The 24,943-nt window shown below is 62.9% G+C and carries 29 protein-coding genes; 11 read left to right on the top strand and 18 right to left on the bottom strand.

Going from position 1 to position 24,943, the window contains the following annotated elements:
* Positions 1-39: 39 nt before the first annotated feature.
* From AC5O5I_RS17755 to AC5O5I_RS17715, 9 genes are all read right to left on the bottom strand, one after another.
* The gene (locus AC5O5I_RS17755) at positions 40-903 is read right to left on the bottom strand and encodes a metal ABC transporter solute-binding protein, Zn/Mn family (protein ID WP_172226953.1); all 864 of its coding nucleotides are present in this window, start codon (positions 901-903) and stop codon (positions 40-42) included.
* Positions 900-1,799, bottom strand: a complete 900-nt coding sequence (locus tag AC5O5I_RS17750; RefSeq protein ID WP_172226957.1) for a metal ABC transporter permease — start codon at positions 1,797-1,799, stop codon at positions 900-902. Before AC5O5I_RS17750 ends, AC5O5I_RS17755 begins: the two co-directional genes overlap by 4 nt.
* Positions 1,796-2,545, bottom strand: coding sequence for a metal ABC transporter ATP-binding protein (locus AC5O5I_RS17745; protein ID WP_172226960.1), 750 nt, complete (start codon positions 2,543-2,545; stop codon positions 1,796-1,798). Before AC5O5I_RS17745 ends, AC5O5I_RS17750 begins: the two co-directional genes overlap by 4 nt.
* Positions 2,542-3,444, bottom strand: a complete 903-nt coding sequence (locus AC5O5I_RS17740; RefSeq protein WP_172226963.1) for a metal ABC transporter substrate-binding protein — start codon at positions 3,442-3,444, stop codon at positions 2,542-2,544. Before AC5O5I_RS17740 ends, AC5O5I_RS17745 begins: the two co-directional genes overlap by 4 nt.
* Before the next feature lie 16 nt (positions 3,445-3,460).
* Entirely contained in the window at positions 3,461-4,030 is a 570-nt protein-coding gene (locus AC5O5I_RS17735) for a DUF6162 family protein (RefSeq protein ID WP_172226966.1), read from the bottom strand.
* Entirely contained in the window at positions 4,027-4,347 is a 321-nt protein-coding gene (locus AC5O5I_RS17730) for a hypothetical protein (RefSeq protein ID WP_172226969.1), read from the bottom strand. Before AC5O5I_RS17730 ends, AC5O5I_RS17735 begins: the two co-directional genes overlap by 4 nt.
* Positions 4,344-4,883: a PA2404 family protein gene (locus AC5O5I_RS17725; RefSeq protein WP_172226972.1), complete on the bottom strand. Its 540-nt coding sequence runs from the start codon at positions 4,881-4,883 to the stop codon at positions 4,344-4,346. Before AC5O5I_RS17725 ends, AC5O5I_RS17730 begins: the two co-directional genes overlap by 4 nt.
* The gene (locus AC5O5I_RS17720) at positions 4,880-6,073 is read right to left on the bottom strand and encodes a PepSY-associated TM helix domain-containing protein (RefSeq protein WP_494511240.1); all 1,194 of its coding nucleotides are present in this window, start codon (positions 6,071-6,073) and stop codon (positions 4,880-4,882) included. The genes AC5O5I_RS17725 and AC5O5I_RS17720 overlap by 4 nt, the downstream gene beginning before the upstream one ends.
* Positions 6,074-6,248: 175 nt before the next feature.
* Positions 6,249-7,583, bottom strand: a complete 1,335-nt coding sequence (locus tag AC5O5I_RS17715) for a lysine N(6)-hydroxylase/L-ornithine N(5)-oxygenase family protein (protein WP_494511239.1) — start codon at positions 7,581-7,583, stop codon at positions 6,249-6,251.
* A 172-nt stretch (positions 7,584-7,755) separates the two neighbouring features.
* Here AC5O5I_RS17715 and AC5O5I_RS17710 point away from each other — a divergent pair, with 172 nt between their 5' ends.
* Positions 7,756-8,202: a hypothetical protein gene (locus AC5O5I_RS17710; RefSeq protein ID WP_172226981.1), complete on the top strand. Its 447-nt coding sequence runs from the start codon at positions 7,756-7,758 to the stop codon at positions 8,200-8,202.
* A 105-nt stretch (positions 8,203-8,307) separates the two neighbouring features.
* Here AC5O5I_RS17710 and pbpG read toward each other — a convergent pair whose 3' ends face one another.
* On the bottom strand, positions 8,308-9,234 hold the full coding sequence (gene pbpG / locus AC5O5I_RS17705; protein WP_172226984.1) for a D-alanyl-D-alanine endopeptidase: 927 nt from the start codon (positions 9,232-9,234) through the stop codon (positions 8,308-8,310).
* A 191-nt stretch (positions 9,235-9,425) separates the two neighbouring features.
* Positions 9,426-10,100: a polysaccharide lyase family 7 protein gene (locus AC5O5I_RS17700; protein ID WP_172285172.1), complete on the bottom strand. Its 675-nt coding sequence runs from the start codon at positions 10,098-10,100 to the stop codon at positions 9,426-9,428.
* A 242-nt stretch (positions 10,101-10,342) separates the two neighbouring features.
* Between AC5O5I_RS17700 and AC5O5I_RS17695 the strand changes: the two genes are divergently transcribed.
* A complete protein-coding gene (locus tag AC5O5I_RS17695; RefSeq protein WP_172230372.1) occupies positions 10,343-10,654 on the top strand; it encodes a DUF1654 domain-containing protein in 312 nt (103 codons plus the stop codon).
* Positions 10,655-10,691: 37 nt separating this feature from the next.
* On the opposite strand, the gene AC5O5I_RS17690 is transcribed toward AC5O5I_RS17695, so the two are convergent.
* Positions 10,692-11,513: a S24 family peptidase gene (locus AC5O5I_RS17690; protein ID WP_172230414.1), complete on the bottom strand. Its 822-nt coding sequence runs from the start codon at positions 11,511-11,513 to the stop codon at positions 10,692-10,694.
* A 164-nt stretch (positions 11,514-11,677) separates the two neighbouring features.
* Here AC5O5I_RS17690 and AC5O5I_RS17685 point away from each other — a divergent pair, with 164 nt between their 5' ends.
* On the top strand, positions 11,678-11,992 hold the full coding sequence (locus AC5O5I_RS17685) for a chemotaxis protein (RefSeq protein ID WP_172230374.1): 315 nt from the start codon (positions 11,678-11,680) through the stop codon (positions 11,990-11,992).
* Positions 11,993-12,085: 93 nt separating this feature from the next.
* On the opposite strand, the gene AC5O5I_RS17680 is transcribed toward AC5O5I_RS17685, so the two are convergent.
* On the bottom strand, positions 12,086-12,268 hold the full coding sequence (locus tag AC5O5I_RS17680; protein WP_172230376.1) for a hypothetical protein: 183 nt from the start codon (positions 12,266-12,268) through the stop codon (positions 12,086-12,088).
* A gap of 94 nt (positions 12,269-12,362) precedes the next feature.
* The gene (locus AC5O5I_RS17675) at positions 12,363-12,710 is read right to left on the bottom strand and encodes a hypothetical protein (protein ID WP_172230378.1); all 348 of its coding nucleotides are present in this window, start codon (positions 12,708-12,710) and stop codon (positions 12,363-12,365) included.
* 160 nt (positions 12,711-12,870) lie between these two features.
* On the opposite strand from AC5O5I_RS17675, the gene AC5O5I_RS17670 reads away from it, so the two are divergent.
* Positions 12,871-13,692, top strand: a complete 822-nt coding sequence (locus AC5O5I_RS17670; protein WP_494511238.1) for a shikimate 5-dehydrogenase — start codon at positions 12,871-12,873, stop codon at positions 13,690-13,692.
* A gap of 89 nt (positions 13,693-13,781) precedes the next feature.
* Here AC5O5I_RS17670 and AC5O5I_RS17665 read toward each other — a convergent pair whose 3' ends face one another.
* The 3 genes from AC5O5I_RS17665 to AC5O5I_RS17655 all read right to left on the bottom strand — a co-directional run bounded on the left by AC5O5I_RS17665 (position 13,782) and on the right by AC5O5I_RS17655 (position 15,230).
* Positions 13,782-14,024: a hypothetical protein gene (locus tag AC5O5I_RS17665; protein WP_172230400.1), complete on the bottom strand. Its 243-nt coding sequence runs from the start codon at positions 14,022-14,024 to the stop codon at positions 13,782-13,784.
* A 96-nt stretch (positions 14,025-14,120) separates the two neighbouring features.
* Complete coding sequence (gloA, locus tag AC5O5I_RS17660) at positions 14,121-14,648, bottom strand: lactoylglutathione lyase (RefSeq protein ID WP_172230403.1); 528 nt, start codon at positions 14,646-14,648, stop codon at positions 14,121-14,123.
* 222 nt (positions 14,649-14,870) lie between these two features.
* On the bottom strand, positions 14,871-15,230 hold the full coding sequence (locus tag AC5O5I_RS17655) for a histone-like nucleoid-structuring protein, MvaT/MvaU family (RefSeq protein ID WP_172230408.1): 360 nt from the start codon (positions 15,228-15,230) through the stop codon (positions 14,871-14,873).
* Between the two features lie 365 nt (positions 15,231-15,595).
* Between AC5O5I_RS17655 and AC5O5I_RS17650 the strand changes: the two genes are divergently transcribed.
* Together AC5O5I_RS17650 and cobF are read left to right on the top strand one after the other, a co-directional pair.
* Entirely contained in the window at positions 15,596-16,885 is a 1,290-nt protein-coding gene (locus AC5O5I_RS17650; RefSeq protein ID WP_494511237.1) for an OprD family porin, read from the top strand.
* Between the two features lie 65 nt (positions 16,886-16,950).
* Positions 16,951-17,700, top strand: coding sequence for a precorrin-6A synthase (deacetylating) (cobF, locus tag AC5O5I_RS17645; protein ID WP_494511236.1), 750 nt, complete (start codon positions 16,951-16,953; stop codon positions 17,698-17,700).
* Between the two features lie 39 nt (positions 17,701-17,739).
* Here the strand turns inward: cobF and AC5O5I_RS17640 are convergent, their stop codons facing one another.
* Positions 17,740-18,090, bottom strand: a complete 351-nt coding sequence (locus AC5O5I_RS17640; protein ID WP_172285167.1) for a response regulator — start codon at positions 18,088-18,090, stop codon at positions 17,740-17,742.
* 247 nt (positions 18,091-18,337) lie between these two features.
* On the opposite strand from AC5O5I_RS17640, the gene AC5O5I_RS17635 reads away from it, so the two are divergent.
* The 5 genes from AC5O5I_RS17635 to AC5O5I_RS17615 are packed head-to-tail and all read left to right on the top strand — an operon-like array spanning position 18,338 to position 24,837.
* Positions 18,338-21,805, top strand: coding sequence for a response regulator (locus AC5O5I_RS17635; RefSeq protein WP_494511235.1), 3,468 nt, complete (start codon positions 18,338-18,340; stop codon positions 21,803-21,805).
* The gene (locus AC5O5I_RS17630) at positions 21,802-22,623 is read left to right on the top strand and encodes a CheR family methyltransferase (RefSeq protein ID WP_172224700.1); all 822 of its coding nucleotides are present in this window, start codon (positions 21,802-21,804) and stop codon (positions 22,621-22,623) included. The genes AC5O5I_RS17635 and AC5O5I_RS17630 overlap by 4 nt, the downstream gene beginning before the upstream one ends.
* On the top strand, positions 22,620-23,195 hold the full coding sequence (locus AC5O5I_RS17625; RefSeq protein ID WP_172224703.1) for a chemotaxis protein CheB: 576 nt from the start codon (positions 22,620-22,622) through the stop codon (positions 23,193-23,195). The genes AC5O5I_RS17630 and AC5O5I_RS17625 overlap by 4 nt, the downstream gene beginning before the upstream one ends.
* Complete coding sequence (locus AC5O5I_RS17620; protein ID WP_172224706.1) at positions 23,189-24,415, top strand: hybrid sensor histidine kinase/response regulator; 1,227 nt, start codon at positions 23,189-23,191, stop codon at positions 24,413-24,415. The genes AC5O5I_RS17625 and AC5O5I_RS17620 overlap by 7 nt, the downstream gene beginning before the upstream one ends.
* Before the next feature lie 44 nt (positions 24,416-24,459).
* Positions 24,460-24,837 carry a response regulator gene (locus AC5O5I_RS17615; protein WP_172224709.1) on the top strand — a complete coding sequence of 126 codons (378 nt, stop codon included), beginning with the start codon at positions 24,460-24,462 and terminating at the stop codon, positions 24,835-24,837.
* Positions 24,838-24,943 lie beyond the last annotated feature (106 nt).

Here is a 24,943-nt window from a genome sequence, read left to right as displayed (position 1 = left end):
TGCCTGTGCCGGCCCGCGAATAGGCCGGCACAGGCACCATCAGCTTTCGCTCAATGCCCCGACAACCTGGTCAACACTGGCCTTCAAACCGGCAAACGCATCCTCAGGGTCACTGTCCACCACCAACAGCTTCGCGCCGGCCGCCTTGATCACCTCAGCCACCGCTGCTTCCGGCTGCCGATGGTCCAGCACCAAGGCTACATCCTGTGCCTTCAGGTTTTCCCCCAGCGCCTTGAGCGCAGCAGCGTCCCATTCGGCCGGCAGCGCCTGCTCGACCACATCCAGGTTCAAGCCGCTGGCCAGGTAACCCAAGCGTTCGGACAGGCTCACCACCGTCAGGTTGTCGACCTTCGCCAGACGGGTCTGGCTATTGGCCGAAAGCTCCAGCAACTGGCGCTTGAGCCCCGCCAGGTTGACCTGGATCTTCGGCTTGTCGTCCGGCGACAGCCGCTCCAGGTCGTTGGCCACCACATCCGCCATGCGCCCGAGGTTGGTCGGGTTGAGCCACGGGTAGGCAGCATACGCATCGTCACCGCTCACCGCGATGCCGGGCAGTGCGCCATCTACCGGCCGTGCGGCATCGATCTCGACAATGCGGATGTTGCTGCGCCGGGCCATCGGGTACAACGGGTCGTCACGCCATATCGAGCGCACGCCGATCACCGCATCGGCCTGCAGCGCCGCCTTGTCCAGGCTGGCCCCGCCACGCCCGCTGAAATAGGACGGCTGGCGGCTGGCTGGCAGGTTGGCCGGCGCTGCGCGCTTTAGCTGCACTGGCGTGCCGTCCAGCAGGGCGCTGGCCAGGCTGTGGGTGACGGGCAGGGTGGTGAGTACTTGCGTGGCGAAAGACAGCGACGGCAGGCCGGCCAGGGCCAGCGCCAGGGTCAGGCGTTTCAGGTTCATGCCGGGTTTCCTTGCAGGCGGGGGACGAGGGCGCGCGCGAGCGCGGCCAGGGCGAAACAGATACCGGCGACCAGAATGATCGCGGCGCCCGACGGCACCGGCAGGTCGAACACGATCGGCAGCAGGATGCCGAACAGGGTGCTTACCGTGGCGATCAGCACCGAGACGAAGAAAAAACCTTTGAGCGACTGGCTGACCAGGCGCGCGGCAGCGGCGGGTATCACCAGCAGCGCCCCCACCAGGATCGCCCCGATCACCTTCACCGCGGCCACGGTTACCAAGGTCACCAGCACCACGAACAGGTAGTCCAGGGTTTTTACCGCCACCCCGCGCACGGCCGCCAGTTGCGGGTTGAAACTGGCCAGCATGATGCGGTTGTACAGCGGCAATGCCAGCGCCAGCACCAGCACCGCGACGATACCCAGCACTACCAGGTCCTGGCCGCTGACCGTCAGCACCGAGCCGAACAATACGTTCTCGAGGATGTGCACGTTGATCTTGCCTGCCAGCATCAGCAGCAGGCTGGCGCCCAGCGCCAGCGACACCGACAGGAACACGCCGATCAGCGTGTCTGGCGACAGCCCGGTGCGGTTGCGCAGGAAGTTGAGCAGGATGCCGAACAGCAGGCAATAGCCGAACAGGCTGCCGTAGGGCCCGGTGTAGGGCTCGCCCAGCAGAATGCCGACGGCTACGCCGGTCAGTGCGGCATGGCCCACCGCTTCGGAGAAGAAGGCAAAGCGCTTGACCACCACCAGGGTGCCCAGGCCCCCCAGCACCGGCCCGATCATCAGCCCGGCCAGCAGGGCATTGACCACGAAGCCATAGGCCAGTGCCTCGGGCAGATAGCCGGCGGTGGCCCAGTCCTGGACCAGTTGGCGGAATGCTTCAAAACTCATGATGCAAGGCTCTCGCTGCGCGGGTGGACGGAGAACAGCCCCAGCAGGCGCTCCGGGGTCAGGGCCTGAGCGGGTGGGGCGTCGAACAGCACCTTGCGGCTCAGGCCGGTCACTCGGTCGGCCAGGCGCAGCACGGCTTCCAGGTCGTGCTCGATCCACAGCACGGTGGTGCCAGCCTGGCGCCAGCGTTGCAGCAGCTGTTCGAACACCTGGATGCCGGCTTCATCAAGCGCCGACATCGGCTCGTCCAGTACCAGCAACTGCGGCTCGGGGATCAGCCCCTGGGCCAGCAGCACGCGCTGGCGTTCGCCGCCAGACAACGCGCCCATGCGCCGCCCGCGCTTGTCGAGCATACCGACCTGCGCCAGGGCCGCATCGATGGCCGGTTGCACGCGCCGGGACAGGCCGAGAAAGGCCGGGCGGCGCTGACACATGGCAGCCATGAAATCGTCGACGGTCATCGGCAGGCCACGGTCGAACTCCAGTGCCTGCGGCACGTAGCCGATCACTTCGCGTTCACCCGGCCAGTGCAGGGTCAGTTGGCCCTGGTGGGGCATCTGCCCGAGCAGGGTCTTGATCAACGAGCTCTTGCCACCGCCGTTGGGCCCGACGATGGCGTGCACGCTGCCGGCGGCCACGCTGAAGCTGACCTGTTCGAGGATGCGCGTGCGGCCCAGGGTCAGGTCGATGTCGGCGAACTCGATGCGTGGCCCGCTGGCTGCTACCAGGTTGGCGGCGGCAGTCATGCGCGGTTCTCCTGGATGGCGCGGACCACGGTGTCGAGGTTGCGCTTCATTTCCACTTCGTATTTTTCCTTGGTGTATTCGCCGTAGGAAATGTGCGTCAGTGGGTAAAGGCGCACGCCGGATTCACGCTGGATGGTTTCGACGTACGCCGACGGGAAGTCCATTTCCGAGAAGATCACCCGCACGTCCAGGGCCTTGAGCTGGTCGATGGTCTTTTTCAGCTGAGCCGGGCTGGGTTCGATGCCGTGGGCTGGTTCGACCACTGCAGTGACCTCGAGGCCGAAGTCGCGTACCAGGTAGTCGTAGGCAGCGTGGATGGTGGCAACCCGGAACGTGGCGCTTGGCGCTTCGGTGACCTTGGCCAGGGCCTCGGCCCGCAGGCCGCGCAGGCGCTTGGCATACGCACGGGCGTTTTGCGTGTACAGCTTGGCGTTGTCCGGGTCGAGCTTGCCCAGTTCGCGGGCGATGTTGTTGACCTGGGCGATGGTGGTGCTGATCGACAGGAAGGTGTGCGGGTTGACCACCTTGCCGGCGCCACGCGCGGCAATGCCGGTGGCCGCCAGCAGGGGTACGTTCTGGTTGGCCTCGATCGTGTTGATGCCGGGCTTTTCGCTGGCGGCGATCATGCGGTCGGCGAAGTCGTCATGGCCGACACCGTTGAGCACCACCACGTCCAGCGTGCCGATGCGCTTGATGTCCTCGGCGCGTGGCTCGTAGGCGTGGGGGTTGAAGCCTGCCGGAATCAGCGGCACCACCTCGGCCTTGTCGCCGACGATGTTGCTCACGTAGCTGTAGTAGGGGTGCAGGGTGATGCCGATACGCAGCGGCTTGCCGTTGTCGGCCAGCACCAGGGTCGGCAGGGCAAGGGCCACGAGCAGGGCGAGGGCGGAGCGGAACATGGGAGAGTCCTTCGGTTCAGTGACGGTGTTCGCGGGTAACCCCGGCGTCGTAGTGGCTGACCACCTGTTGCCAGCCGGCGGCGATCAATGCGGCCTGGCCGAGGTCGTCCGGGGGCACGGCGGCGCTGTCGCGGCGCAGCCAGACATCGGCTTGGCCGCTGCTGTCGGCTGGCAGAATCAACAGCAGGCTGCCGGCAACCTCTGGGGCCTGGCTGCGCCCCAGGTAGGCGCCGGCATCCAGCCATGACCACTGGTGCCCGCCGCGGCTCTGGCTGCCGACATCGACCACGAACGGCGGCAGGCCCTCTTCGGCCAGGGCCGGCACGCTGGGCGTGGCGGCGGTTTCTTCGCGCAGCAGCTGGATCTCGTCGAAGGCTACCCGCAGGTCGGTGTACAGGCCTTGCTCGGCGGCGGTAAGGTCGCGGCGGGCGTCGATCTGGTGGCTGGCAATGGCCTGTTCATCCTCACGCTCACCGCGCAGCAGCACCACACTGGCAGCGAGCACCACGATCAGCAGGCTGACCAGCAGCACATACAGGGTTTCGTGCCCGGCGCCGGCCGGGCGAATCACCTGGGCGCGGCTCATGGCTGCGGGATATCGGCGTAGTCGACTTCCACCACGTGCCCGGGGCCGGCGTCGAACAGCACGTAGAACTCGCCGTCAGGGCGCTTGAAGGTCAACGTCGAATCGTCGCCCAGCTTGCCGCCGACCAGCACTTGCTCGTCGTAACCGATCACATCCAGGGTCACCCCGGGGGCACCGCTGCCGTCCGAGAAGCCACCGGTGCATTTGACCTGGCCGCTGGCCAGCTCTTCGCACTCGCACATCGGGTTGTGCGCCAGGGCGGGGCTGGCGGCCAGCGCCAGCAGGGGCAGGGCGAGGGTGCGTAGCAGCTGTTTCATTTCTTGCCTCCTTGTTTTTCGAGCCAGGCCACGGTGGCCGGCGATGCCTTGGCGAGCGGGACCGACGCCTGGTGCATGCTGCCGTCCCAGCCTTCCAGGGTGATCCAGATCTGTGCGTCGGGCTTGGTGCGCGGCGGGATCGGCAGCGAGGTGCCCATGTTGTACGGCGCGCCGAAAAAAATCGTGCCGGCGGCTCGCAGGCTGCGCGGTTTGCCGATGCGCAGGTAGGCCGCCTTGACGTCCTTGACGCACGCCTTGCACAGCGCAGCGTTGAACGACTTGAAGTTGCCGGCCGGGCCGTCGGCGCGTGGCGGCTCGTCGCGCAGTTCGGCAAGGCTCAGGCTATAGGGGCCGACCTGGATGTCGCTGATCAGGTTGGCGCCCAGGCCGGCGTCGCCGCGAAACAGCCTGGCGTCGGCGAAGTACTTGGGCATGAAGCCCAGCGGAATGAGGATCAGCAGAATGTTCAGGTGAAACCGCCACTTCAGCCAGAACTGCTTCAGCGGGCTTGCGGGCAGGGCTTGGGCCTGGCTCATGGGTGCATCTCCACGGTGGTTTCACTGCGTGCCGCCCGCGGCGCCCGCTCGCTGCGCTTGATGGCGGCGGCGGTGGCCTGGGCGGTGCGTCTGGTCCAGATCAGCAAGCCGCTGAACACCATCATGGTGAGGACCAGACCGAAGAAGAACCACACCAGCTTGATCGGCAAACCGCCGAAGTCACCGGTGTGCAGCGGGCGCATGGACTCGGTGACGAACTCCAGGGCGGAGCGGTCGCTGATCTCGAACTGGCTGTCGACATTACGGGTGTAGGGGTTCACCGAGGCGCTCTGGAACATCAGCGGGTACCAGCCCGGCCCGGCCAGGGTGACATGACTGTAGGCGGTGGCTGGCAGCGAAATGAAGTTGATTTCCAGCCCCGGAATGGCCAGGCCGGCAATGCGCGCCGCTTCATCCAGGTCGATGCGCGGTGCCGGGCTGCCGTCCGCGGTTTGCGGTACGTCCTCACGGGCGATCACCGGCACGATGGGCCGGCTGGAAATTGTGATGTGGTTGTCGAACAGGATTGCCTGGATCAGGAACCAGGTGCCGGTGATGGAAATGACCGCAATGAACCAGATCGACCAGACCCCGGCCAGGCGATGCAGGTCGCCCCAGAAGATTCGCGAGCCATGGCCGGTGCGCACCGGTTTGAAGAAACCCTTCCAGAATTTCTTGTACACCACCAGCCCGGTGACCAGCGAAGCCAGCATGGGCAGGCCGAGCAGTGACACCAGATACCAGCCCCAACTGAAGCCATTGGTGAACGGCACCAGCCACCAGCCGTGCAGGGCGCGGGTGAAAGCCTCGAAGTTGAAGTCCGGGGTCTTGCCCTGGATGGCCCCGGTGTAGGGGTTTACATAAAGCGTCGGGCTGGTGCCGTCGGGCAGGGTCACGTTTGCTTTCACCGCAAAGTGCGAACCATCCGGCTGGCTCAGCCGTTCCACCACCATGTCCGGCTCGGCCTTGTTCAAGGCCTCCAGCACCTGCTGGAAGCTCATGCGCTGGACATCGGTATCGGGCTTGTTGGCACGCACGGCCGGGTCGGCCAACCAGACAATTTCCTGGCTGACCACGGCGAGCATGCCGGTAAAACAGACGATCAGCACAAAGAACCAGATCGGCAGGGCTAGCCAGCTGTGGACCAGGAACCACAGCCTGGATTTGGATTTTTTCGGTGATTTGGCCATCAGACGGTCTTCTGCAATGGGTGGTCGAGCGTGTGCCCAACCAAAGAGGGCTGTACTGATAAGGACGAATGAGAATCGAAAACCTGCCTTTTTAAATGCAAGCAAATGTTTCAAACGACAAGAGCCGGCCTGCGCACGAGGCGTCAGGCCGGCTTTTCGGTAGCTGGCGAAGGGGTCAGGCGCGGGTCATGGCCACTGCGGCTTGCGGCCTGCCGTGCAGTTGCGCCAGGTCGTGATACAGCGCCTGGCCGATTTCTGCTGCGCGCGCCGGCAGCACCGACAGCAGCGTATCGCTCAGCCCATGGCTGTTCTCGCAGAACCCTTGCAGGTACACCGAGGCCTGCAGGTCGGGGCTGGCCAGCACGCGGTAATGGCGGTCGACGCTGAAATCGTCCAGGTAGCCGGCCAGCGGCGCCAGCAGGTCGCGGTGCGAGCGGCGTTCGTAGCCGGTGGCCAGGATTACCGCATCGTAGCGGTGGGTTTGCTGCTGGCTGGTGGCCAGGTCGCGCAGGGTCAGCTCCAGCCCGTCGCGGGTGGCCACCACCGCCTCTACCTGGCGCCGGCACAGCACGTTGTGGCGGTGCTGGTGGGCGACTTTCTGCCGGTAGAGGATGCCGTAGATGCGCTCGATGAGGTTGAGGTCGACCACCGAGTAGTTGGTGTTGTGGTATTCGCCCAGCAGCTTGCTGCGCTGGTCGGCCGGTTCGTTGTAGACCAGGTCGGTGTAGTCCGGCGAGAAGATCTCGTTGACGAACGGGCTGTCGTCAGCGGGCTTGAGGGCGGAGCCGCGCAGGATCATGTCGACCTTGACCGACGGGTAGCTGTCGTTGAGGTCGATGAACGCCTCGGCGGCGCTCTGGCCAGAACCGATCACGGCAATGCGCATCGGTTTGCCGGCGCTGCACGGCAGCTTGTTGAGGCTGCTGAGGTACTGGGAATGGTGGAATACCCGCGGGTCGTCCTTGAACGCGCCGAACTTTTCCGGAATTTTCGGCGTGCCGCCGCTGCCGACCACCACCGAACGGGTACGGCGGCTGTATTCGCGGCCCTGTGCGTCGCGCGATACCAGGCGCAGGTGTTCGACCTGGCCGCCGTGCAACTCGGGTTCGATACGCAGCACTTCCTGGCCGTACACCGCCTGGGTGGCGAAATGCTCGGCGGCCCAGCGCAGGTAGTCGTTGTACTCCAGGCGGCAGGGGTAGAAGGTGCCGAGGTTGATGAAGTCGGCCAGGCGCTGCTTCTGGTGCAGGTAATTGACGAACGTGTACGGGCTGGTGGGGTTGCGCAGCGACACCAGGTCCTTGAGGAACGAGATCTGCAACTCGCTCTGGGTGGCCAGGGTCTCGCCGTGCCAGCGGTAGTCCTGCTGTTTGTCGATGAACAGCGCGTCGAGGGCATGGCCCTGGGACTCGGCGAGTTCCTCCAGGGCAATGGCCAAGGCCAGGTTGGAAGGGCCGAAGCCCACGCCGATCAGATCTTTGATGGTTTCCTGCTGTGCAGACTGGCTCATGGCTGCGATTCCCTGAATGGTCGAATGTGGACGCCCGCCGGGGCTCCGGCTCCTGCGCAAGTACAGATTGGAACGAGCCACCCGCGGGGGAATTTAAGGGGGCTAAAGAACTGCGTGGCGCGGCCGATAGGGGGGTTACGGCAGGGACCCAACTTCGAAGCAGGGAATCGACATGAGTGGAATTACGGCAGGCAACCTGATGATCAACGGCGTTTCAGCGCAGGCACTGAGCGCCACCGCCGCCACCGAGCGCGAGCAGGCCAGACAGGCCGGTGAGGCACTTGGCCCGTTGAGCGTGAGTAGCGACAGCATGAAGGTTTCGGCGGGTAGCCAGGCGCAACCTGCAGACAGTGAAGACAGCGGCGAATCGGAGTCGATGAAGGAACTGCGTCAGCTGATCAAGGATTTGCAGAAGCAGCTGGCCGAGGAACAGAAGCAGCTGGCTGCGTTGCAGAACAGCAAGATGGACGAGGCTGCCAAGACGGCCGCGATAGGGGCCAAGCAGGCGAGCATTGCCACCCTCAACGGGCTGATCCTCGCAGCGACCGCGCAGTTGCTGGAGCTGTTGCAGCAGGAAGGCGGCAGCAGCGCGGGCGGAATGGTCAGCGCCACGGCCTAGCTATTGACTGGCCACCCCACAGGGTCCCTGCTAAATCAGTAAGTTATGTGCAGTTCTATGAGAGCGGGTTCGAACCCGCTCCTGAAGGGGCGCCATGTCGGGCAACTACTCGGACGCCAGCCGGCTCTTGCTCTGGCGGTCCGACTTGTACTGCATGGCCACTGCCGGCGCCGGCTTGGCGCTGCCGGTTTCCAGCCACTGGCGCATACGGCTGGCATCGGCGAAGTGAGTGTACTTGCCGAAGGCATCAAGAATCACCATGGCCACCGGACGGTTGTCCATGCGGGTCAGCAGCACCAGGCAGTGCCCGGCTTCGTTGGTGAAACCGGTCTTGGTCAGCTTGATGTCCCAGTTGCTCTTGTTCACCAGGTGGTCGGTGTTACGGAAGCCCAGGGTGTAGTTGGGCTTGCGGAACGCCACGGTCTTTTCGCGGGTGGTCGACAGCTCGCTAAGCATCGGGTACTTGCGCGAGGCCATCAGCAGCTTGGCCAGGTCGCGGGCGCTGGACACGTTCTGGGTCGACAGGCCGGTCGGCTCGACGTAGCGGGTGTGTGCCATGCCCAGGCTGCGAGCCTTGGCATTCATCGCCTTGATGAACGCCGGATAGCCGCCGGGGTAGGCGTTGGCCAGGGTATTGGCCGCGCGGTTTTCCGACGACATCAGGGTAATCAGCAAGGTTTCGCGGCGGTCCAGTTGGCTACCCAACCGCACGCGCGAATACACGCCTTTCATTTCCGGGTTGTTGGCAATGGTCATGGTGAGCATCTCATCCATGGGCAGCTTGGCGTCCAGCACCACCATTGCCGTCATCAGCTTGGTCACCGAGGCAATCGGCACCACACGGTCGGCGTGGCTCGAATACAGCTCCTGGTTGCTGTTCAGGTCGATCAGCAAGGCGCTGCCTGAAGCAAGGTGCAGCTTGGAGGGGTCACGCTGGACCTGGGCCGGGGGTTGTGCAGCAGCGGTCGACGGAAGGGTCGCAGTACCTGTGAGCAACAGCAGCAGGCTGAGGATGGACAGGGATGTTTTCACGTTGAGGCTCACTAAAGGTTGGTATGTCGTTGGCTGTGCAAGGGTTTTCCCCCAAAAAACCGATGCATTGTGGAGTATGGCCCAAACGGTGTCGAATGCCTTATGACTAAAGGGCGCAAGGTGAAGGATATTTAATCCTGGCCTGAAATACCCGCCGGATCGGGACCGCGCAGCGGCCCCTTTTGCCGGGCTCAGGCATGCATCAGCGAGAGCTCGCTGATGATGCAGATCGAACCGTCATCAGCCGGTGTGGTATCGGTGTAGTCGAGCTGGTTGTACACCCCGCCATGAAACTCGAACAACTGCGGCGCCCAGGTGCTGTCCAGTTGCAGGTCGCCAGACGCGCCAGACACGCCGTTGCAACTGGCCGTGACGTTGACCACACCTGCGGCCGTGACATGGATGCTGACCTTGAACGCTGCCCCCAGCGCTACGCCTTTCAGCACCGTGGAGTTCACCGGATCGGCCTGGTTGTAGGTGCGCCGAAACCCCAAGGTGATATTGCCCTTGTTCCAGAACACCTTCACTGGCGGGCCGTCGTCCCCGCGCACGTGCATCTGGGCGATGACCACCTTCTGCGCTGCATTGACCTTGGTCAGCGTCATGGTCTGGCGATTCCAGTGGTCGCGGGCGCTGGACAGTGTCCAGCCTTGCGTTTCCGTCCACTCGCAGCGAGTCCTGTGCGTGCTTTTGCTGGAAGCGCCTTTGGTGGGGGCAGAGAACTGGATCGAGCCATCGCCGAGCACCTTGACGATGCCAGGAAACCGCACGACCGCTTCGGCACCGTTGAGCTCGAGGGCTACAGGGTTGGTTGCGGATACGGCCACCGGGGTGGCGATGGTGAGTTTGCTGATGTCTACGGTCATGGGAGCTCCTTGCGAAATACGGAGGATGGACGACGAAATGTGCGAGCGGCCACGGACGGGCTGCGTTAGAAAAGTTAGCCGTACGCTAAATAATCGTCAATAGCCCGTAGCTAAAATAATTTCGCGTGGCGATAAATTGCCCGCTGGCAAATTTTCTGTTGATAGGGGCTTTACGCTGGTTTCGGCGGTGAGATAAGCTTTCCCTGGCTACTGTACAAATATACAGATATCAGGATGAGGCTATGTCATATCACATGAAGTCGGCGCCCGAGCTACGCCAGGAAATGACCGGTATAGAGCGGCTGAGCCTGCGGGTGTCGTCGATGATCAACCATCCGCTCGCACAGACACAGCGTTGGGTGCTGGTCCATCGCCTGGATACCGACGGTGATGCGGAGTGGGACGAGGTGATGGGCCTGCTGTCGGAAACGCCCGAACTGGACCTTACCTTCAACGACGATGACAGCGTCACGGTGCGCTGGCAGCGCAGCAGCGTAGAAGCGCGCGACGACGTTATCGTCGAGCAGGGCAGCGACCAAGGGGCGCCTTTCTGATCATCAGCAAAAGCCCGTCGGGTTGGCGGGCTTCGTACTAGACCAGGTGTGCATTCCACACCAGCAGCACCCTGGCCTGGATATACGTCTCTTCACGGCGAATCATGCGGTCCTTGTGGCGGGTATTATCGGAAATCATCTCGAAGTGATCCTCGTCCGCAATCTGCAGCCGCTTGATGTAGATATGGTCACCCCAGGAGAAGAAGTAGATCCCGTCACCCACGAACTCGCGGATACTCACGTCGACGATCAGCGGGTCGCGGTGCTTGATGGTCGGCTCCATCGACTGGCCCCAGCCGGTGACCATCTTCAGGTGATGGTGCTCGCTGAACGCCACGCCCAGTTCGCGCAGATGGCTTGGGCTGACCCGTACATCGGTGAACATCTCGGGGTAGTCGTGGGGGATCTGGCCGCCGCCCATGGCCGCCCTTACGTCGTAGTGCGCGATCCACACTTCGTCACCAACCAGACCGGGCCGAGCCCGCTCAGCCTTCACCAGGGCAGCGTCGCCCGGTTCCTCTGCGGCGGCCAGCAGCCTTTGTCGGGTTACCTCGGAAATGCCTTTGCCGCTTCTGGCCAGCATCTGTTTGACCAGGTCGGCGGCAGACAACTTGCTGTCGACCTCGATCACTGGCTGTGCCTGGCCGGCGGGCGTCATCGCGTCGAACCAGCCCCGCGGCAAGCCTTCGATGCCCTCGATGCGCCGCGCCACGTCATCGCCCAGGTTCTTGGCGGTCTTGTCCGAGAGGATCTGGCTGAGGTGCGCAGGCGCCATTCCCCAGCGCTCTGCGCAGAGTCCCTTGCGCTGGCTGCCGATCAGCTTCACCAGGTTGTGCTTGCGAATTTCGTAGATATCCATAGGTGGAAGCATGCCAGTGTTTAGCTCGTTGCTAAATGGGCGCAAAGCTAAAATGGTGGTTGTGGTGAAATTAGCTGTAGGCTAAATTAAACCTGCAAACAAGGAAAGCCATCGAGACATTTTTCTCCAGGGCTGCTGACATCATCATGCGCAAAGAGGTTTACATGGACCCGACTGACCTCGGCCCGGGCACGGTTACTTGGCTGGGCGGTACAGGCACTGTGTTGCTGGGTGCATTTTTGTGGCTGCGCAAGTGGCTGTCGAGGGATGCCGCCGAGCGCGCGATGGACGCTGCGGATATCGCCGTGGTGCGCCGCCTCACTGAACTGCTCGATATCGAGCGCGACGCGCGTCGGGAGGCGCAAGCCAGGGCTGACCAGTTGGCCAGGGAGCGTAACGAGCTGGTGCTGACGGTGGGGCGGTTGCAGGGCAAGGTCGTGGCCTTGACCGGCCAGGTGAGCCGCAGTTCCCAGCCCTGAAGCCACGCCACCGGCTACCGGCAAGCAGCAAAAAAAAAGCCCGCCAGAGGGCGGGCCAGAAGGGCTTGGGGAGCAACACACAACAAATTCGGGTCAGGCAACCATAGTGCCTGGCTGCAACTGTTCAACCAATGCCTGGGCCGAGGCCAGGGTTGGCATCGGGCCGCTCACGGCTTCGCCGTTGCGCATCAGGTACCAGCACGCCAGCAGGCCCTGCTCACGCAATGAAACGGGGACAGCGCTGCCGACAACGGACATGATATGGATAGTGGCCATGGGGACCTCCTGTAGAACATGGCCCTACCATACGCAGCAGCCGGACGGGTTTGAAATCAACGCTGTCGATAGTGGTCATTAGTTCTATCAACCGTTACCAGCGCGGTGGGCCGTAGTACACCGGCGGCGGGCCATAGTAAGGGCGGTAGCCGGGCGGCGGTGGCGCCGGCGCGTAGTACGGCTGGTAGTACACCGGCTGGGGTGGCGGCTGCACGTACACGGGTGGCGGCGCGTAATAAACGGGCTGGCGCTCGACGTAGACGGTGCGGTCATGCCCACCATGAACCGTCGCCCCGACCACCGCGCCAACCACCGCCGCGCCCAGCAGAGGGCCCGGCCCATACCAACCACCACCGCCATGGCCGCCGCCGTGGGCGGCAGCAGGCCCGCTGATGGCCAGGGCACCGGCCAGCAGCACGATTCCGGGAATGTAACGGTTCATGGAACAACCTCGCAGTAAACCCCACTCTCGGGGCCTCATTACTATGACTCCGGTCTCTGTAAGCTGAGCACAGGGGAACGGTAAAGGTTGTGTAAGGGACGACCAGCGGTTAGCTCTGTTAGGGTGAACAAACGATTCAGTCATGACAAAGGAGCAGGTTATGTCGACAACTCCCAGCAGGGACACGGTGCTGTGCATTTCCCTGGCGGGGCGCCCTGGCACTTTCGGTGTGCGCTTTCACAATCACCTGTACCAGCAGTTGGGCCTGGATTTCTACTACAAGGCCATGCGCACCGATGACCTGCCGGCGGCGATAGGGGGCATCCGCGCGCTGGGTATCCGCGGCTGTGGAGTCTCGATGCCTTACAAAGAAGCCTGCATGGCCCTGGTCGATGAAATCGACCCGTCTGCGGCGGCCATCGAGTCGGTCAATACCCTGGTCAACACCGATGGTCACCTGAAAGCCTACAACACTGATTACCTGGCAGTGCGCCAATTGCTGGCGCAACACCAGGTGGACCCCGGCACCGCTTTTGCCTTGCGCGGTAGTGGCGGTATGGCCAAGGCGGTGGCCAGCGCCTTGCGCGATGCGGGCTTCACCGAGGGCATCATTGTCGCGCGCAACGAACAGGCCGGGCGGCAGCTGGCGGATGTCTGCGGTTACCGTTGGGTGGCGGAGCTGGGTGACCGCTGCCCGCCAATGCTGATAAATGTGACACCGGTGGGAATGGCAGGCGGGCCGGAGGCTGACCAGCTGGCGTTTTGCGAAAACGCCATTGCCGCGGCGGAGCGGGTGTTCGACGTGGTGGCCATGCCGGCGCAGACACCGTTGATCCGCCGCGCGCAGGCGTTGCGCAAGCCGGTTATCACCGGGCTCGAGGTGATCGCGCTGCAGGCGCTGGAGCAGTTCGTGCTGTATACCGGGGTGCGGCCGACATCAGCGCAGGTAGATGCGGCGGTGGCCTACGCCCGGGATATCTGACTTACCCGAGCTGGCCCTGTCGCGGGCAAGCCTGAATGCCAGTCAGTTAAGGCTTGCCCGCGAAGTAGCCAGCGCTGGCAAAAACAGCCTCAGAATACCTTCTGCCCGTCATCCAGCTGCTGGTCGACCAACGCCCGGCCATGGGCCAGCGACACATGCTGGGCATTCTCAAGGTCGGAGAAGAACTTCATCGGCATCGACATGCGCTTGCTGGTGTGCCCGTCCGGCGCGGTGATAAGACAGCCCGCGGCATAGGGCAGGGGGGAGTCGGGATGGGGCATCACGCTGGCGGTGATGGTGTGCTTGCGGTATTCACAGTGAAGAGATTGCATCGTCCTTACCTCGCTGTGGCATGTGAAGCAGTTACCTTCATATACCACAGCAAGCGGCCGGGAGTTCCCGGGCCGACGAGCGAGCCGCGCTGACGCTTAGCCTTTGAGCTCGGTCGGCTGGATCACTTCGACCCAGTAACCATCCGGGTCCTTGACGAACGCCAGGTGGTTCATGCGCCCGTCCTGCAGGCGTTTCTGGAACGGCACGCCCAGTGCCTCGAAGCGTGCGCAGGCTTCGCGCACGTCAGGTACCGAAATGCAGATGTGGCCGAAACCGCGCGGGTCGGTGTTGCCGTTGTGATAGGCAAACTCGGCATCGTTTTCGGTGCCGTGGTTGTGGGTCAGTTCCAGCACGCCGGGGATCGATTTCATCCACTGGTGGCGTGCGGCGTCATCGGCGGGGATCTGCGCCGGGTCGACCAGGGCCAGGAAGTACAGGCTGAAGGCGGCTTCGGCGAAGTCGCGCTTGTCCACCAGGCGGAAGCCCAGCACGCGGGTGTAGAAGTCCAGGGACTTCTCGATGTCCTTGACCCGCAGCATGGTGTGGTTGAAGACGAACTGGGCGGTGGCGGTATCCGGTTGTGCGGTGACACCCGGCAGGGTTTGCAGATCGTGCAGGCTCATGGGAACTCCTGAGGCAGGGCCGGGCGCAGGGCACCGGCAAAACAGACAGGCTGGCCATGATACGGCAGTGCGCCGATTGCGCAAACGAAAGCGCCCTGCACAAGGCAGGGCGCTGGAATTAGAGGCCCGCATGTGCGGGCGCGTGGGGTCGCTAGTCCTTTAGCTGTCTCGATACTGAGCCAGCCGTTGTGAAAAAAGTGTGAAGCCCATGTGCACGTTTCATCAGCGTACCCAGCTTTCTACGGTGGCGCCCCCGTACTCTTCCTTCCAGGCCTTGAGCCCGCGGTGGTTGCCACCCTTGGTCTCGATCCGCTCGCCGGTGTGCGGGTTCTGGTAAACCTTCACCACGCGCGGGCGGCGCTGTTGCTTGGGCGCTGCGCTGGGGGCCCGGCTGACCGCCTTCGGGTCGAGGATGGCGATGATATCGCGCAGGCTCTTGTCATAGCTTTTCATCAGGCCGACTAGTTTCTGCTCGAATTCGATTTCGCGTTTGAGGCCGGCATCCTTTTTAAGCGTTTCCAGTTGCGCCATCTGTTCCTGGAGCGCTTTTTCGGCAGCACGAAACTCTGCAAGTCTGGACACTGTATTCACTCCTGTACGTCAGTCGTGGCAGGGCGTGACGAACATTGAAGAAGCATAAAAAAACGCCGGCCACGCGGGTGGGTTACGCTGTTCGCTGATACCGAGTGTAGTCATTCATCGGTACTGGGTAAACTGCTAACTTTTTGCAAGTAGGGTGGGAACTTTCCTAGTTTTGCGGGCGGTAACTTTCGGAATTTCGCGGCATCACCCACGGGCGGATCTAGACCATGGTCCAATTGCCCGTGGCAGACGCCTTGCGCGACAATTTCAGATAATGGCCGGCGAATGTTCGGCCCTGTCGCAGTACCGTGGCCAGCGTGTGCCACAGGTTGTTAACTCGCCCTTGATTCTGGATGTTTCCTCGCATGTTTGCCCCTTTTCCTCTCGCCCCCGGGCGTCGTGTTGCCGGCCTGTTCCTGTTGTGTGCCGGCGTCAATGCCCAGGCTGCCGGTTTTCTTCAAGACAGCACTGCCAAGGTCGAAGCACGCAATGTCTATTTCAACCGGGATTTCCGAGACGGCCATAGCAGTTCCAGCCAAGGCGCTTCCAAGCGCGAAGAATGGGCGCAAGGCTTCATCCTCAATGTGCAGTCTGGTTTTACCCAGGGGCCGATAGGTTTTGGCGTGGATGCGCTGGGCATGTTTGGCTTCAAACTCGACTCCAGCCCCGGCGACAGTAACAGCGGCCTGTTGCCGTCCTCCGGACACGACCCACGCCACTCCGCCGACCAGTACGCAAAGATGGGCCTTGCCGCCAAGGTCAAGGTTTCCAGCACCGTGCTCAAATACGGCGCAATGATGCCGGATATGCCGCTGGTCAAGTATAACGACGGTCGTCTGCTGCCGACCATGTTCCACGGCGCCATGCTGACCTCCGAAGAACTGCATGACCTGAAGTTCACCCTGGCGCGCCTGGACAAATACACTGCTCGGGACTCCACCGACCGCCAGGACATTCGCCTGCATTGCAAGAACAAGCGCTATGCCTGCGATACCGAGGCCGACCACTTCGACGTGGCCGGGGTCGATTACCGCTTCAACGAGCGCTTCAGTGCCCAGTACCAGGTGGCCAAGCTGGAGAATATCTACCGTCAGCACTTCCTCGGCCTGGTGGCCAGCCAGCCATTGGCGGTGGGTAGCCTGTCGGCCGACCTGCGTGTGATCAAGAGTGACGATATCGGCAATGCCCGCGCCGGTGCAATCGACCACCGTGCCTTCAGCGGCATGCTTGGCTACAGCCTGGGCGGCCACAAGCTCAGTGCAGGCTGGCAGCGCATGTATGGCGACAGCGCCATGCCCTACCTGGACGGCAGCAACCCGTACCTGGTCAACTACGCTCAGGTCAACGACTTCGCTGCCGCCCAGGAGCGCTCCTGGCAAGTGCGCTATGACTATGACTTCAAGGCACTGGGTGTACCCGGCCTCACCTTCTTTACCCGCTATATCAACGGTGACCATATTCAGGTGCCGGGCAGCAGCGCCGAAGGCAAAGAATGGGAGCGCGACACCGAGTTCAAGTACCAGGTGCAAAGTGGCACGTTCAAGGACGTCAGTGTGCGCCTGCGAAACTCCACTTATCGCAGCAACTATGAAAAGTGGGCGCGGGACATGGACGAAACCCGAGTGATCGTCAGCTACAACTTCTCGATCCTGTAACCGGGCGCTTTGCCAAATACCGGCAGCCGCCTGACAATGGCGGCTGGTTCTGGAAGGGCAGGGCAATGAAAGACCTGTTGTTGATCGGCATCGGCCCGGGTGACCCGCGGCAGATTACTTATGAGGCAGTCGATGCGCTGCGCAAGGCCAGCGTGTTCTTCGTGCTCGACAAGGGCCCTGACAAGGACGAACTGGTGGGCCTGCGCAAGGCCATCCTGCAACGCTACCGACCAGAGGGCGGCTATCGCCTGATACAGGTGGCCGACCCGCTGCGCGATGGCCAGGCGGCTGACTATCTGGGCGCTGTGCAGGGCTGGCACCGCCAACGTGCGGCGCTGTATGCCCAGCTGATCGATCAGGAGGTCGGCGCCGGCGAAACCGGCGCCTTTCTGCTGTGGGGCGAGCCAGGCCTGTATGACAGCACCTTGCGCATCCTCGACCTGGTCCGCGAACGCGGGGTATCGCTGCGCTTGCAGGTTATCCCTGGCATCAGCAGCGTGCAGGCCTTGGCGGCGCGCCATCAGGTACCGCTAAACCGTATCGGCGAGCCGCTGGTCGTGCTGCCCGGGCGGCGCCTGGCCGGGCTGGGGGCTATCGACAATGTGGTGGTCATGCTCGACGGGCAGTGTGCCTTTGCGCAGCTGGATGACCCGGCGTTGGTGATCTACTGGGGCGCGTATCTGGGGACCGCGGATGAACTGCTGATTGCCGGGCCGTTGCAGGGGGTGAAGGCGCAGATCCTGGCCGTGCGCGAGCGGGAGCGGCAGCGCAAGGGGTGGATCATGGATACCTACCTGCTTCGCAGGGAGCTGTAAGCGTTGTTCCCAGTCCCCGCGAAGCAGGCGGCACCGTTGTTACGGTGCGCCCAGAATCGCCACCACCTTGTCGCGCAACTGGTCGATGCTGAACGGCTTGCCGATCAGGTGCATGCCTTCGGGCACATTCAGGTTTTCGGCATAACCGCTGGCAAACAGCACCGGCAGCAGCGGGCGCAGCTCGCGCGCTTTGTCCGCCAGTTCTTCGCCGCGCATGTCGGGCAGGCCGACGTCGGTCATCATCAACTCCAGCGACTGGGCCGGGTCTTCGAGAACCGTCAGCGCGGCATTAGCGTCTGCCGCCTCGATGACCGCGTAGCCCAATTCGTCGAGCACTTCGACCATCAGCATACGTACGATGTCGTCGTCTTCGACTACCAGAAGGGGCATGGTTGGGATCCTGTGCAAAATGAATGTCTTTAATCTGTGCACCGCATGGCAGCAGAAGTTCCCGAGGATACCGATCCCTGCAATCAGATGGAACGATTGGCGCCTGCCACCTTCAAATACTGGCTAAATGCCCCGCCAGACACGTCAAAGCTGGTTAGACTCGCTTAACAGGACGGCAGTGGCGGATAACAATAACGATTGATCGGCCACACTTTTCAATGGACTTTTCTTGCTCGGGCGTTTTCACATGATTCAAGCAGCCTCGATAGACCAGCGTAGCTTTCGCAAGCTGTTGAGCCGCAACATCGGCTTGCCCTTGGGCGTGGGCCTGCTGGGGGCCGTGGCGTTTGTCGCGGTCATCAACTACCTGCTTTCGGCCATGCAGTGGGTCGAACACACCGACCGGGTGATCGGCAATGCCAACGAAACGGTCAAGCTGTCGATCGACATGGAGACCGGCATGCGCGGGTTTCTGATTACCGGGGACGAGAGTTTTCTTGACCCGTACGAAGTAGCCAAGCCGCGCATTTTCAGCAGCCTGCACGGCCTGCGCGGCATGGTTGAAGACAACCCGCAGCAGGTCGACCGCATCGACCGGCTGATTGCGCTGCAGCAGGCCTGGAATGATTTCGGCAACGACATGATTGCCCTGCGCCGCAATGAAGGGCCCTATCGCGAACTGGTGGGCAATGGCCGCGGCAAACGCCTGACCGACGAAATTCGCAAGGAGTTCGACAGCTTCGTCACCACCGAGCAGCAGCTGCGCATGGCCCGCAACGACAAGGTCAGCAGCGTCACGGTAACCGCGATCTCTGCGTTCGTGCTGTTGATTGTGGGCCTCAGTGCGTTGCTGGCCTATCTGGGCCGTCGAGACCTGCTGGCGTTGTCCGAAAATTATGACCAGAACCTCAAGGCCCAGCAGCGCTCCGCCGAACGGCTGGAGCACCAGGCCTGGTTGCGTAATGGCCAGACTCAGCTGGCACAGCAGGTGCTGGGCCAGCTCACCCTGCCCATGCTGGGCGACAACATCCTGCGGTTTTTTGCGACATACCTGGGCAGTGTGGTCGGCGCGGTTTACGTGCGCGACGAGCATGGCCGCCTGGTGCGGGTAGCCTGCTATGGCCTGAGCGCCGAGGAGCAGGGGCGCGAGCAGGTGCATGGTGACCATCATGGCCTGCTGGCACAGTCGGTGCGAGAGGGCCGCCTGCTGCGCCTGGAGGACCTGCCCGAGGATTACTACCAGCTCAGCTCCGGCTTGGGCAGCGGCCTGCCGCGCAGCGCGCTGTTGATGCCGGCCATCGAGGATGGGCAGATCAACGGCGTGGTCGAACTGGGCTTCCTGCGCCCGCTGCACGAACGCGACGATGAGCTCCTGGAGCGCGTCGCCGGCAACCTCGGCATGTCCATCGAAAGCGCTCGTTACCGTCAACGCCTGCAAGAGGTGCTGGCGGAGACTCAACAGCTCAACGAAGAGCTGCAAGTGCAGCAGGAAGAGCTGAAAACCGCCAACGAAGAGCTCGAAGAGCAATCGCGTGTGCTCAAGGAGTCCCAGGCCCACCTGGAAACCCAGCAGGCAGAGCTGGAGCAGACCAACGAGCAATTGTCCGAGCGCACCGAGGCCCTGGACCGCAAGAACGACGAGCTGGTCCAGGCCCAGGAGCAGTTGCAGGCGCGCGCCGACGAGTTGCAGCGCTCGAGCAAGTACAAGTCCGAGTTCCTCGCCAACATGTCCCATGAGCTGCGCACCCCGCTGAACAGCTCGCTGATCCTGGCCAAGCTGCTGGCAGAGAACGGCGACGGCAACCTCAGCGAAGAGCAGGTCAAGTTTGCCGAGTCCATCTATTCGGCCGGCAACGATTTGCTCAACCTCATCAATGACATCCTCGACATTGCCAAGGTCGAGGCAGGCAAGCTGGAGGTGCGGCCAGAGACCACCCAGGTCGAACGCCTGGTCGAAGGCCTGCGCGGCATGTTCGAGCCGCTGGCCGGGCAGAAGGGCCTGAGCTTCCAGGTGACAGCCGAGCCCAAGGTGCCAGCCACACTGTTCACCGACCGCCAGCGCCTGGAGCAGATCCTCAAGAACCTGCTGTCCAACGCCATCAAGTTCACCGAGCGTGGCCAGGTCAGCCTGAACATCGGCCACCAGCCAGGTACCGGTATCGTGTTTGAGGTGCGCGATTCCGGCATTGGTATCGCTGCCGACCAGCAACAGGCCATTTTCGGCGCCTTCCACCAGGTCGATGGCACCAGCAACCGCCGGTATGGCGGTACCGGCCTGGGGCTGTCGATCTCCCGCGACCTGGCCCATCTGCTGGGCGGACAGATCAATGTGGACAGCAGCCCGGGCAAAGGCAGCGTGTTCAGCCTGATCCTGCCAGAACGCTACGAGACCGCCGGGCAAGACGTCGAGCCCCTGAGCCTGCGCCCGGCCGTGGATACCCTGCCACCCGCGCCGCAGTCGCCGGTGGCGATGGCGCCGAAACGCCCGGCGCTGGCCTTTGTCGATGACCGTGAGCGCGCGCCGTTCGATAACCGCTGCATCCTGGTGATCGAGGACGAGCCGAACTTTGCTCGCATCCTTTTCGACCTGGCCCACGAACTGGGTTACAGCTGCCTGGTAGCGCACAGCGCCGATGAAGGTTTCGAGCTGGCCGCCCAGTACATCCCCGATGCCATCCTGCTGGACATGCGCCTGCCCGACCATTCCGGCCTGACCGTGCTGCAGCGCCTGAAGGAGCAGGCCGGCACCCGGCACATTCCGGTGCATATCATTTCTGTCGAAGACCGGGTCGAGGCCGCCATGCACATGGGCGCCGTCGGCTACGCGGTCAAGCCCACCAGCCGTGAACAGCTCAAGGAAGTGTTCGCCCGCCTGGAGGCCAAGCTGACGCAGAAGCTCAAGCACATCCTGCTGGTGGAAGACGACGACCTGCAGCGCGAGAGCATTGCCCGCCTGATCGGCGACGACGACGTCGAGATCACCGCCGTGGGCATGGCCCAGGATGCCCTGGCGCTGCTGCGCGAGAACATCTACGACTGCATGATCATCGACCTCAAGCTGCCGGACATGCTCGGCAACGAGCTGCTCAAGCGCATGACCGCCGAAGATATCCGCGCCTTCCCGCCGGTGATCGTGTATACCGGGCGCAACCTGACCCGCGAAGAAGAAGCCGACCTGCTCAAGTACTCGCGGTCGATCATCATCAAGGGCGCGCGCTCACCGGAGCGCCTGCTCGATGAAGTGACGCTGTTCCTGCACAAGGTCGAATCGCAACTGTCCAACGAACGCCAGCGCATGCTCAAGACCGCACGCAGCCGCGACAAAGTGTTCGAGGGCCGCAAGATACTGCTGGTGGACGACGACGTGCGCAATATCTTCGCCCTGACCAGCGCCCTGGAGCACAAGGGCGCGATCGTCGAGATCGGCCGCAACGGCCGCGAGGCCATCGAGCGCCTGGAACAGCATGACGACATCGACCTGGTGCTGATGGATGTGATGATGCCGGAAATGGACGGTTTCGAGGCTACCCGCCTGATCCGCCAGCAACCGCGCTGGCGCAAGCTGCCGATCATCGCCGTGACCGCCAAGGCCATGAAGGATGACCAGCAGCGTTGCCTGCAGGCCGGTGCCAATGATTACCTCGCCAAACCGATCGACCTGGACCGCCTGTTCTCGTTGATCCGTGTATGGTTGCCGCAACTGGAGCGAATTTGACTAGCGAACGTAACACCGACATCGAAATCCGCTTGCTGATCGAGGCCATCTACCTCAAGTACAGCTACGATTTCCGCAATTATTCCGGCGCTTCGATCAAGCGCCGGATCCTGCATGCGCTGCGCCAGTTCGATTGTCTGACGGTGTCGGCGCTGCAGGAGCGCGTGCTGCACGACCCGGGCATGTTCATGCAGTTGCTGCAGTACCTGACGATTCCGGTCAGCGAGATGTTCCGCGATCCGGGCCACTTCCTGGCGCTGCGCAACGAGGTGGTGCCGCTGCTGCGCACCTGGCCATCGATCAAGGTGTGGATCGCCGGTTGCAGCACGGGCGAAGAGGTGTACTCGATGGCGATCCTGCTGCGTGAGGAAGGCCTGCTCGAGCGCACCATCATCTATGCCACCGACATCAACCCGCACTCGCTGGACAGGGCCAAGCAGGGCATCTACTCGATGCAGAGCATGCACGAGTATGCCGAAAACTATCGCCTTGCCGGCGGCCGCCGAGACTTTTCCGAGTACTACACGGCAGCCTATGGCAACGCCATCATGGACAGCACCCTGCGCGAGAACGTGACCTTCGCCGACCACAGCCTGGCCACCGACAGCGTGTTTTCCGAAACCCAGTTGGTGTCGTGCCGCAACGTGCTCATCTATTTCAACAAGGAGCTGCAGGATCGCGCCCTGGGCCTGTTCCACGAGTCGCTGTGCCACCGCGGCTTCCTGGTGTTGGGTAGCAAGGAATCGGTGGACTTTTCCGCCTACAGCGAGCGCTTCGAGCCGCTGGTCAAGCCCGAACGGATCTACCGCAAGTCATGAACGGTGTACGCGCGGTGGTGATCGGCGCCTCGGCGGGCGGGGTGGCGGCCCTGTTCACCGTGCTGGGCGCGCTGCCAGCCAATTTTGCCATCCCGCTGGTGTGCGTGCTGCACCTGCCCGATGACCGCCACAGCCAGCTGGCCGAGGTAATGCAACGCCGCTTGCGCCGGCCGGTGGTTGAAGCGCGCGACAAGCAAGCGCTATGCGGCGGGCAGATCTACGTGGCCGGGCCAGGCTACCACCTGTCTGTGGAACGCGATTTCAGCCTGTCGTTGAGCCAGGAGCCGGCGCTGCATTTCTCCAGGCCGGCGATCGATTACCTGTTCATATCCGCGGCCGATGCCTACGGCGCCGGCCTGCTTGGCGTGCTGCTCACAGGCGCCAATGAAGACGGTGCCCAAGGGCTTGCCTATATCAAGAACAATGGGGGCCGGACCATCGTCCAGGACCCCCGTGACGCACAGGTGGCGTTGATGCCCGAGGCCGCCCTGGCCCTGCACCAGCCCGACCATATTCTTTCTCTGAGTGGCATCGGGCAGTTGCTCGCGGCCCTGGAACCCAGCGCATGCTAAGCCCCACCATCGCCAAACTGCTGATCGTCGACGATCTGCCGGAAAATCTGCTGGCCCTCGCCGCCCTGATCCAGGGCGAGGACCGCGAGGTGCACCAGGCCCAGTCTGCCGAAGCCGCGTTGTCGCTGTTGCTCGAACACGAGTTCGCCTTGGCCATTCTCGACGTGCAGATGCCAGGCATGAACGGCTTCGAGCTGGCCGAACTGATGCGTGGCACGGAAAAGACCCGCAATATACCCATCGTCTTCGTCACCGCCGCCGGGCGCGAGATGAACTATGCCTTCAAGGGCTACGAAAGCGGCGCGGTGGACTTCCTGCACAAGCCGCTGGAGACCATGGCGGTCAAGAGCAAGGTGTCGGTGTTCGTCGACCTGTTCCGCCAGCGCAAAGTGCTCGACCGCCAGTTGCAGGCGCTGGAACGCAGCCGCCAGGAGCAGGAGCTGCTGCTGGCCCAGCTGCAGACGGCGCGGGGCGAACTGGAGCATGCCGTGCGCATGCGCGACGATTTCATGTCGATTGTGTCCCATGAGGTGCGCACCCCGCTCAATGGCCTGATCCTGGAAACCCAGCTGCGCAAGCTGCACCTGTCGCGGGGCAATCTGGAGGCGTTCATGCCTGAAAAGCTGCAGGCCATGGTCGAGCGCGACGAGCGGCAGATCAACAGCCTGATCAGGTTGATCGAGGACATGCTGGACGTTTCGCGCATCCGCACCGGCAAGTTATCGTTGCGGCCAAAAGTGTTCGACCTCAGCCAGCTGGTTGGCGGGCTTGTGGAAAACTTCACTGCCCAGGCCGCGGCGCTGGACACGCACATCGCCATTCAGCGCTGCGAGCCGCTGCGCGGTGAGTGGGACGAATTCCGGATTGAGCAAGTGGTGGCCAACCTGTTGTCCAATGCATTGCGATACGGTGAACGCCAGCCGGTGCACGTGCGCGTGTTCCGCCAGGACGACCAGGCCTGCGTACAGGTGCAGGACCACGGCATCGGTATCTGCGCGGCCAACCAGCAGCGGATCTTCCAGCAGTTCGAGCGGGTCGCGACGCAGCAGGCCAGCGGCGGGTTGGGCCTGGGGCTGTATATTTCGGAACAGATCGTCAACGCCCACGGCGGGCGGATACTGGTTGAAAGTGAAGTGGGTAAAGGGGCCACCTTCACCTTGCAATTGCCGCTGGCGACACGTGAACAACAAAACGACCAGGCTCGGGCAACCTCTGCGTAAGCCTGGGGTCTGATGGCCAACTGTAAGAATTTCAAGGCGTTAACATGAGTGAAGATGCACAAGACGTGGTGCTGGTGGTCGAGGACGAACCAGCGATCCGGATGATTTTGCGTGATTACCTGTCAGGCGAGGGCTACCACGTGCTGGTGGCGGAAGATGGCGAACAGGCATTTGCCATTCTGGCGAGCAAGCCGCACCTGGACCTGATGGTGACGGATTTTCGCTTGCCGGGTGGCATCTCCGGCGTGGAGATTGCGGAACCTGCGGTGAAGCTGCGACCGGATCTGAAGGTGATCTTCATCAGCGGTTATCCGGCCGAAATTCTCGAGTCCGGCAGCCCGATCGCCCGCACGGCGCCGATCCTGGCCAAGCCGTTTGACCTGGATACCTTGCATGAGAAGATTCAGGATCTGTTGCGCTGATCGCGGGTGAAGCCCAGACGGGGATCGCATAAGGGCTGACAGGTGCTTGCCACAACGTATTCAGCGCCTATGAGATCGAGCGCCGCGCGCGCGGCGCTCGATCTCA

The organism is Pseudomonas sp. 9_2_1 (assembly GCF_059295275.1).
The sequence above is the reverse complement of the archived record's forward strand: the minus strand, read 5'-3'. Positions and strand labels throughout refer to the sequence as shown.

What these genes read in the sequence shown, in the direction of transcription:
- AC5O5I_RS17675 (WP_172230378.1), bottom strand. Translation starts at nt 12,710, where the DNA reads ATGAACCGTTACATTCCCGGAATCGTGCTGCTGGCCGGTGCCCTGGCC.
- AC5O5I_RS17665 (WP_172230400.1), bottom strand. Translation starts at nt 14,024, where the DNA reads ATGCAATCTCTTCACTGTGAATACCGCAAGCACACCATCACCGCCAGC.
- AC5O5I_RS17710 (WP_172226981.1), top strand. Translation starts at nt 7,756, where the DNA reads ATGAGTGGAATTACGGCAGGCAACCTGATGATCAACGGCGTTTCAGCG.
- AC5O5I_RS17730 (WP_172226969.1), bottom strand. Translation starts at nt 4,347, where the DNA reads ATGAAACAGCTGCTACGCACCCTCGCCCTGCCCCTGCTGGCGCTGGCC.
- AC5O5I_RS17745 (WP_172226960.1), bottom strand. Translation starts at nt 2,545, where the DNA reads ATGACTGCCGCCGCCAACCTGGTAGCAGCCAGCGGGCCACGCATCGAG.
- AC5O5I_RS17700 (WP_172285172.1), bottom strand. Translation starts at nt 10,100, where the DNA reads ATGACCGTAGACATCAGCAAACTCACCATCGCCACCCCGGTGGCCGTA.
- AC5O5I_RS17635 (WP_494511235.1), top strand. Translation starts at nt 18,338, where the DNA reads ATGATTCAAGCAGCCTCGATAGACCAGCGTAGCTTTCGCAAGCTGTTG.
- AC5O5I_RS17695 (WP_172230372.1), top strand. Translation starts at nt 10,343, where the DNA reads ATGTCATATCACATGAAGTCGGCGCCCGAGCTACGCCAGGAAATGACC.
- AC5O5I_RS17715 (WP_494511239.1), bottom strand. Translation starts at nt 7,583, where the DNA reads ATGAGCCAGTCTGCACAGCAGGAAACCATCAAAGATCTGATCGGCGTG.
- AC5O5I_RS17670 (WP_494511238.1), top strand. Translation starts at nt 12,871, where the DNA reads ATGTCGACAACTCCCAGCAGGGACACGGTGCTGTGCATTTCCCTGGCG.
- AC5O5I_RS17690 (WP_172230414.1), bottom strand. Translation starts at nt 11,513, where the DNA reads ATGGATATCTACGAAATTCGCAAGCACAACCTGGTGAAGCTGATCGGC.
- AC5O5I_RS17685 (WP_172230374.1), top strand. Translation starts at nt 11,678, where the DNA reads ATGGACCCGACTGACCTCGGCCCGGGCACGGTTACTTGGCTGGGCGGT.
- AC5O5I_RS17755 (WP_172226953.1), bottom strand. Translation starts at nt 903, where the DNA reads ATGAACCTGAAACGCCTGACCCTGGCGCTGGCCCTGGCCGGCCTGCCG.
- AC5O5I_RS17720 (WP_494511240.1), bottom strand. Translation starts at nt 6,073, where the DNA reads ATGGCCAAATCACCGAAAAAATCCAAATCCAGGCTGTGGTTCCTGGTC.
- AC5O5I_RS17620 (WP_172224706.1), top strand. Translation starts at nt 23,189, where the DNA reads ATGCTAAGCCCCACCATCGCCAAACTGCTGATCGTCGACGATCTGCCG.
- AC5O5I_RS17740 (WP_172226963.1), bottom strand. Translation starts at nt 3,444, where the DNA reads ATGTTCCGCTCCGCCCTCGCCCTGCTCGTGGCCCTTGCCCTGCCGACC.
- AC5O5I_RS17625 (WP_172224703.1), top strand. Translation starts at nt 22,620, where the DNA reads ATGAACGGTGTACGCGCGGTGGTGATCGGCGCCTCGGCGGGCGGGGTG.
- AC5O5I_RS17725 (WP_172226972.1), bottom strand. Translation starts at nt 4,883, where the DNA reads ATGAGCCAGGCCCAAGCCCTGCCCGCAAGCCCGCTGAAGCAGTTCTGG.
- AC5O5I_RS17640 (WP_172285167.1), bottom strand. Translation starts at nt 18,090, where the DNA reads ATGCCCCTTCTGGTAGTCGAAGACGACGACATCGTACGTATGCTGATG.
- cobF (WP_494511236.1), top strand. Translation starts at nt 16,951, where the DNA reads ATGAAAGACCTGTTGTTGATCGGCATCGGCCCGGGTGACCCGCGGCAG.
- AC5O5I_RS17735 (WP_172226966.1), bottom strand. Translation starts at nt 4,030, where the DNA reads ATGAGCCGCGCCCAGGTGATTCGCCCGGCCGGCGCCGGGCACGAAACC.
- AC5O5I_RS17650 (WP_494511237.1), top strand. Translation starts at nt 15,596, where the DNA reads ATGTTTGCCCCTTTTCCTCTCGCCCCCGGGCGTCGTGTTGCCGGCCTG.
- gloA (WP_172230403.1), bottom strand. Translation starts at nt 14,648, where the DNA reads ATGAGCCTGCACGATCTGCAAACCCTGCCGGGTGTCACCGCACAACCG.
- AC5O5I_RS17615 (WP_172224709.1), top strand. Translation starts at nt 24,460, where the DNA reads ATGAGTGAAGATGCACAAGACGTGGTGCTGGTGGTCGAGGACGAACCA.
- AC5O5I_RS17750 (WP_172226957.1), bottom strand. Translation starts at nt 1,799, where the DNA reads ATGAGTTTTGAAGCATTCCGCCAACTGGTCCAGGACTGGGCCACCGCC.
- AC5O5I_RS17680 (WP_172230376.1), bottom strand. Translation starts at nt 12,268, where the DNA reads ATGGCCACTATCCATATCATGTCCGTTGTCGGCAGCGCTGTCCCCGTT.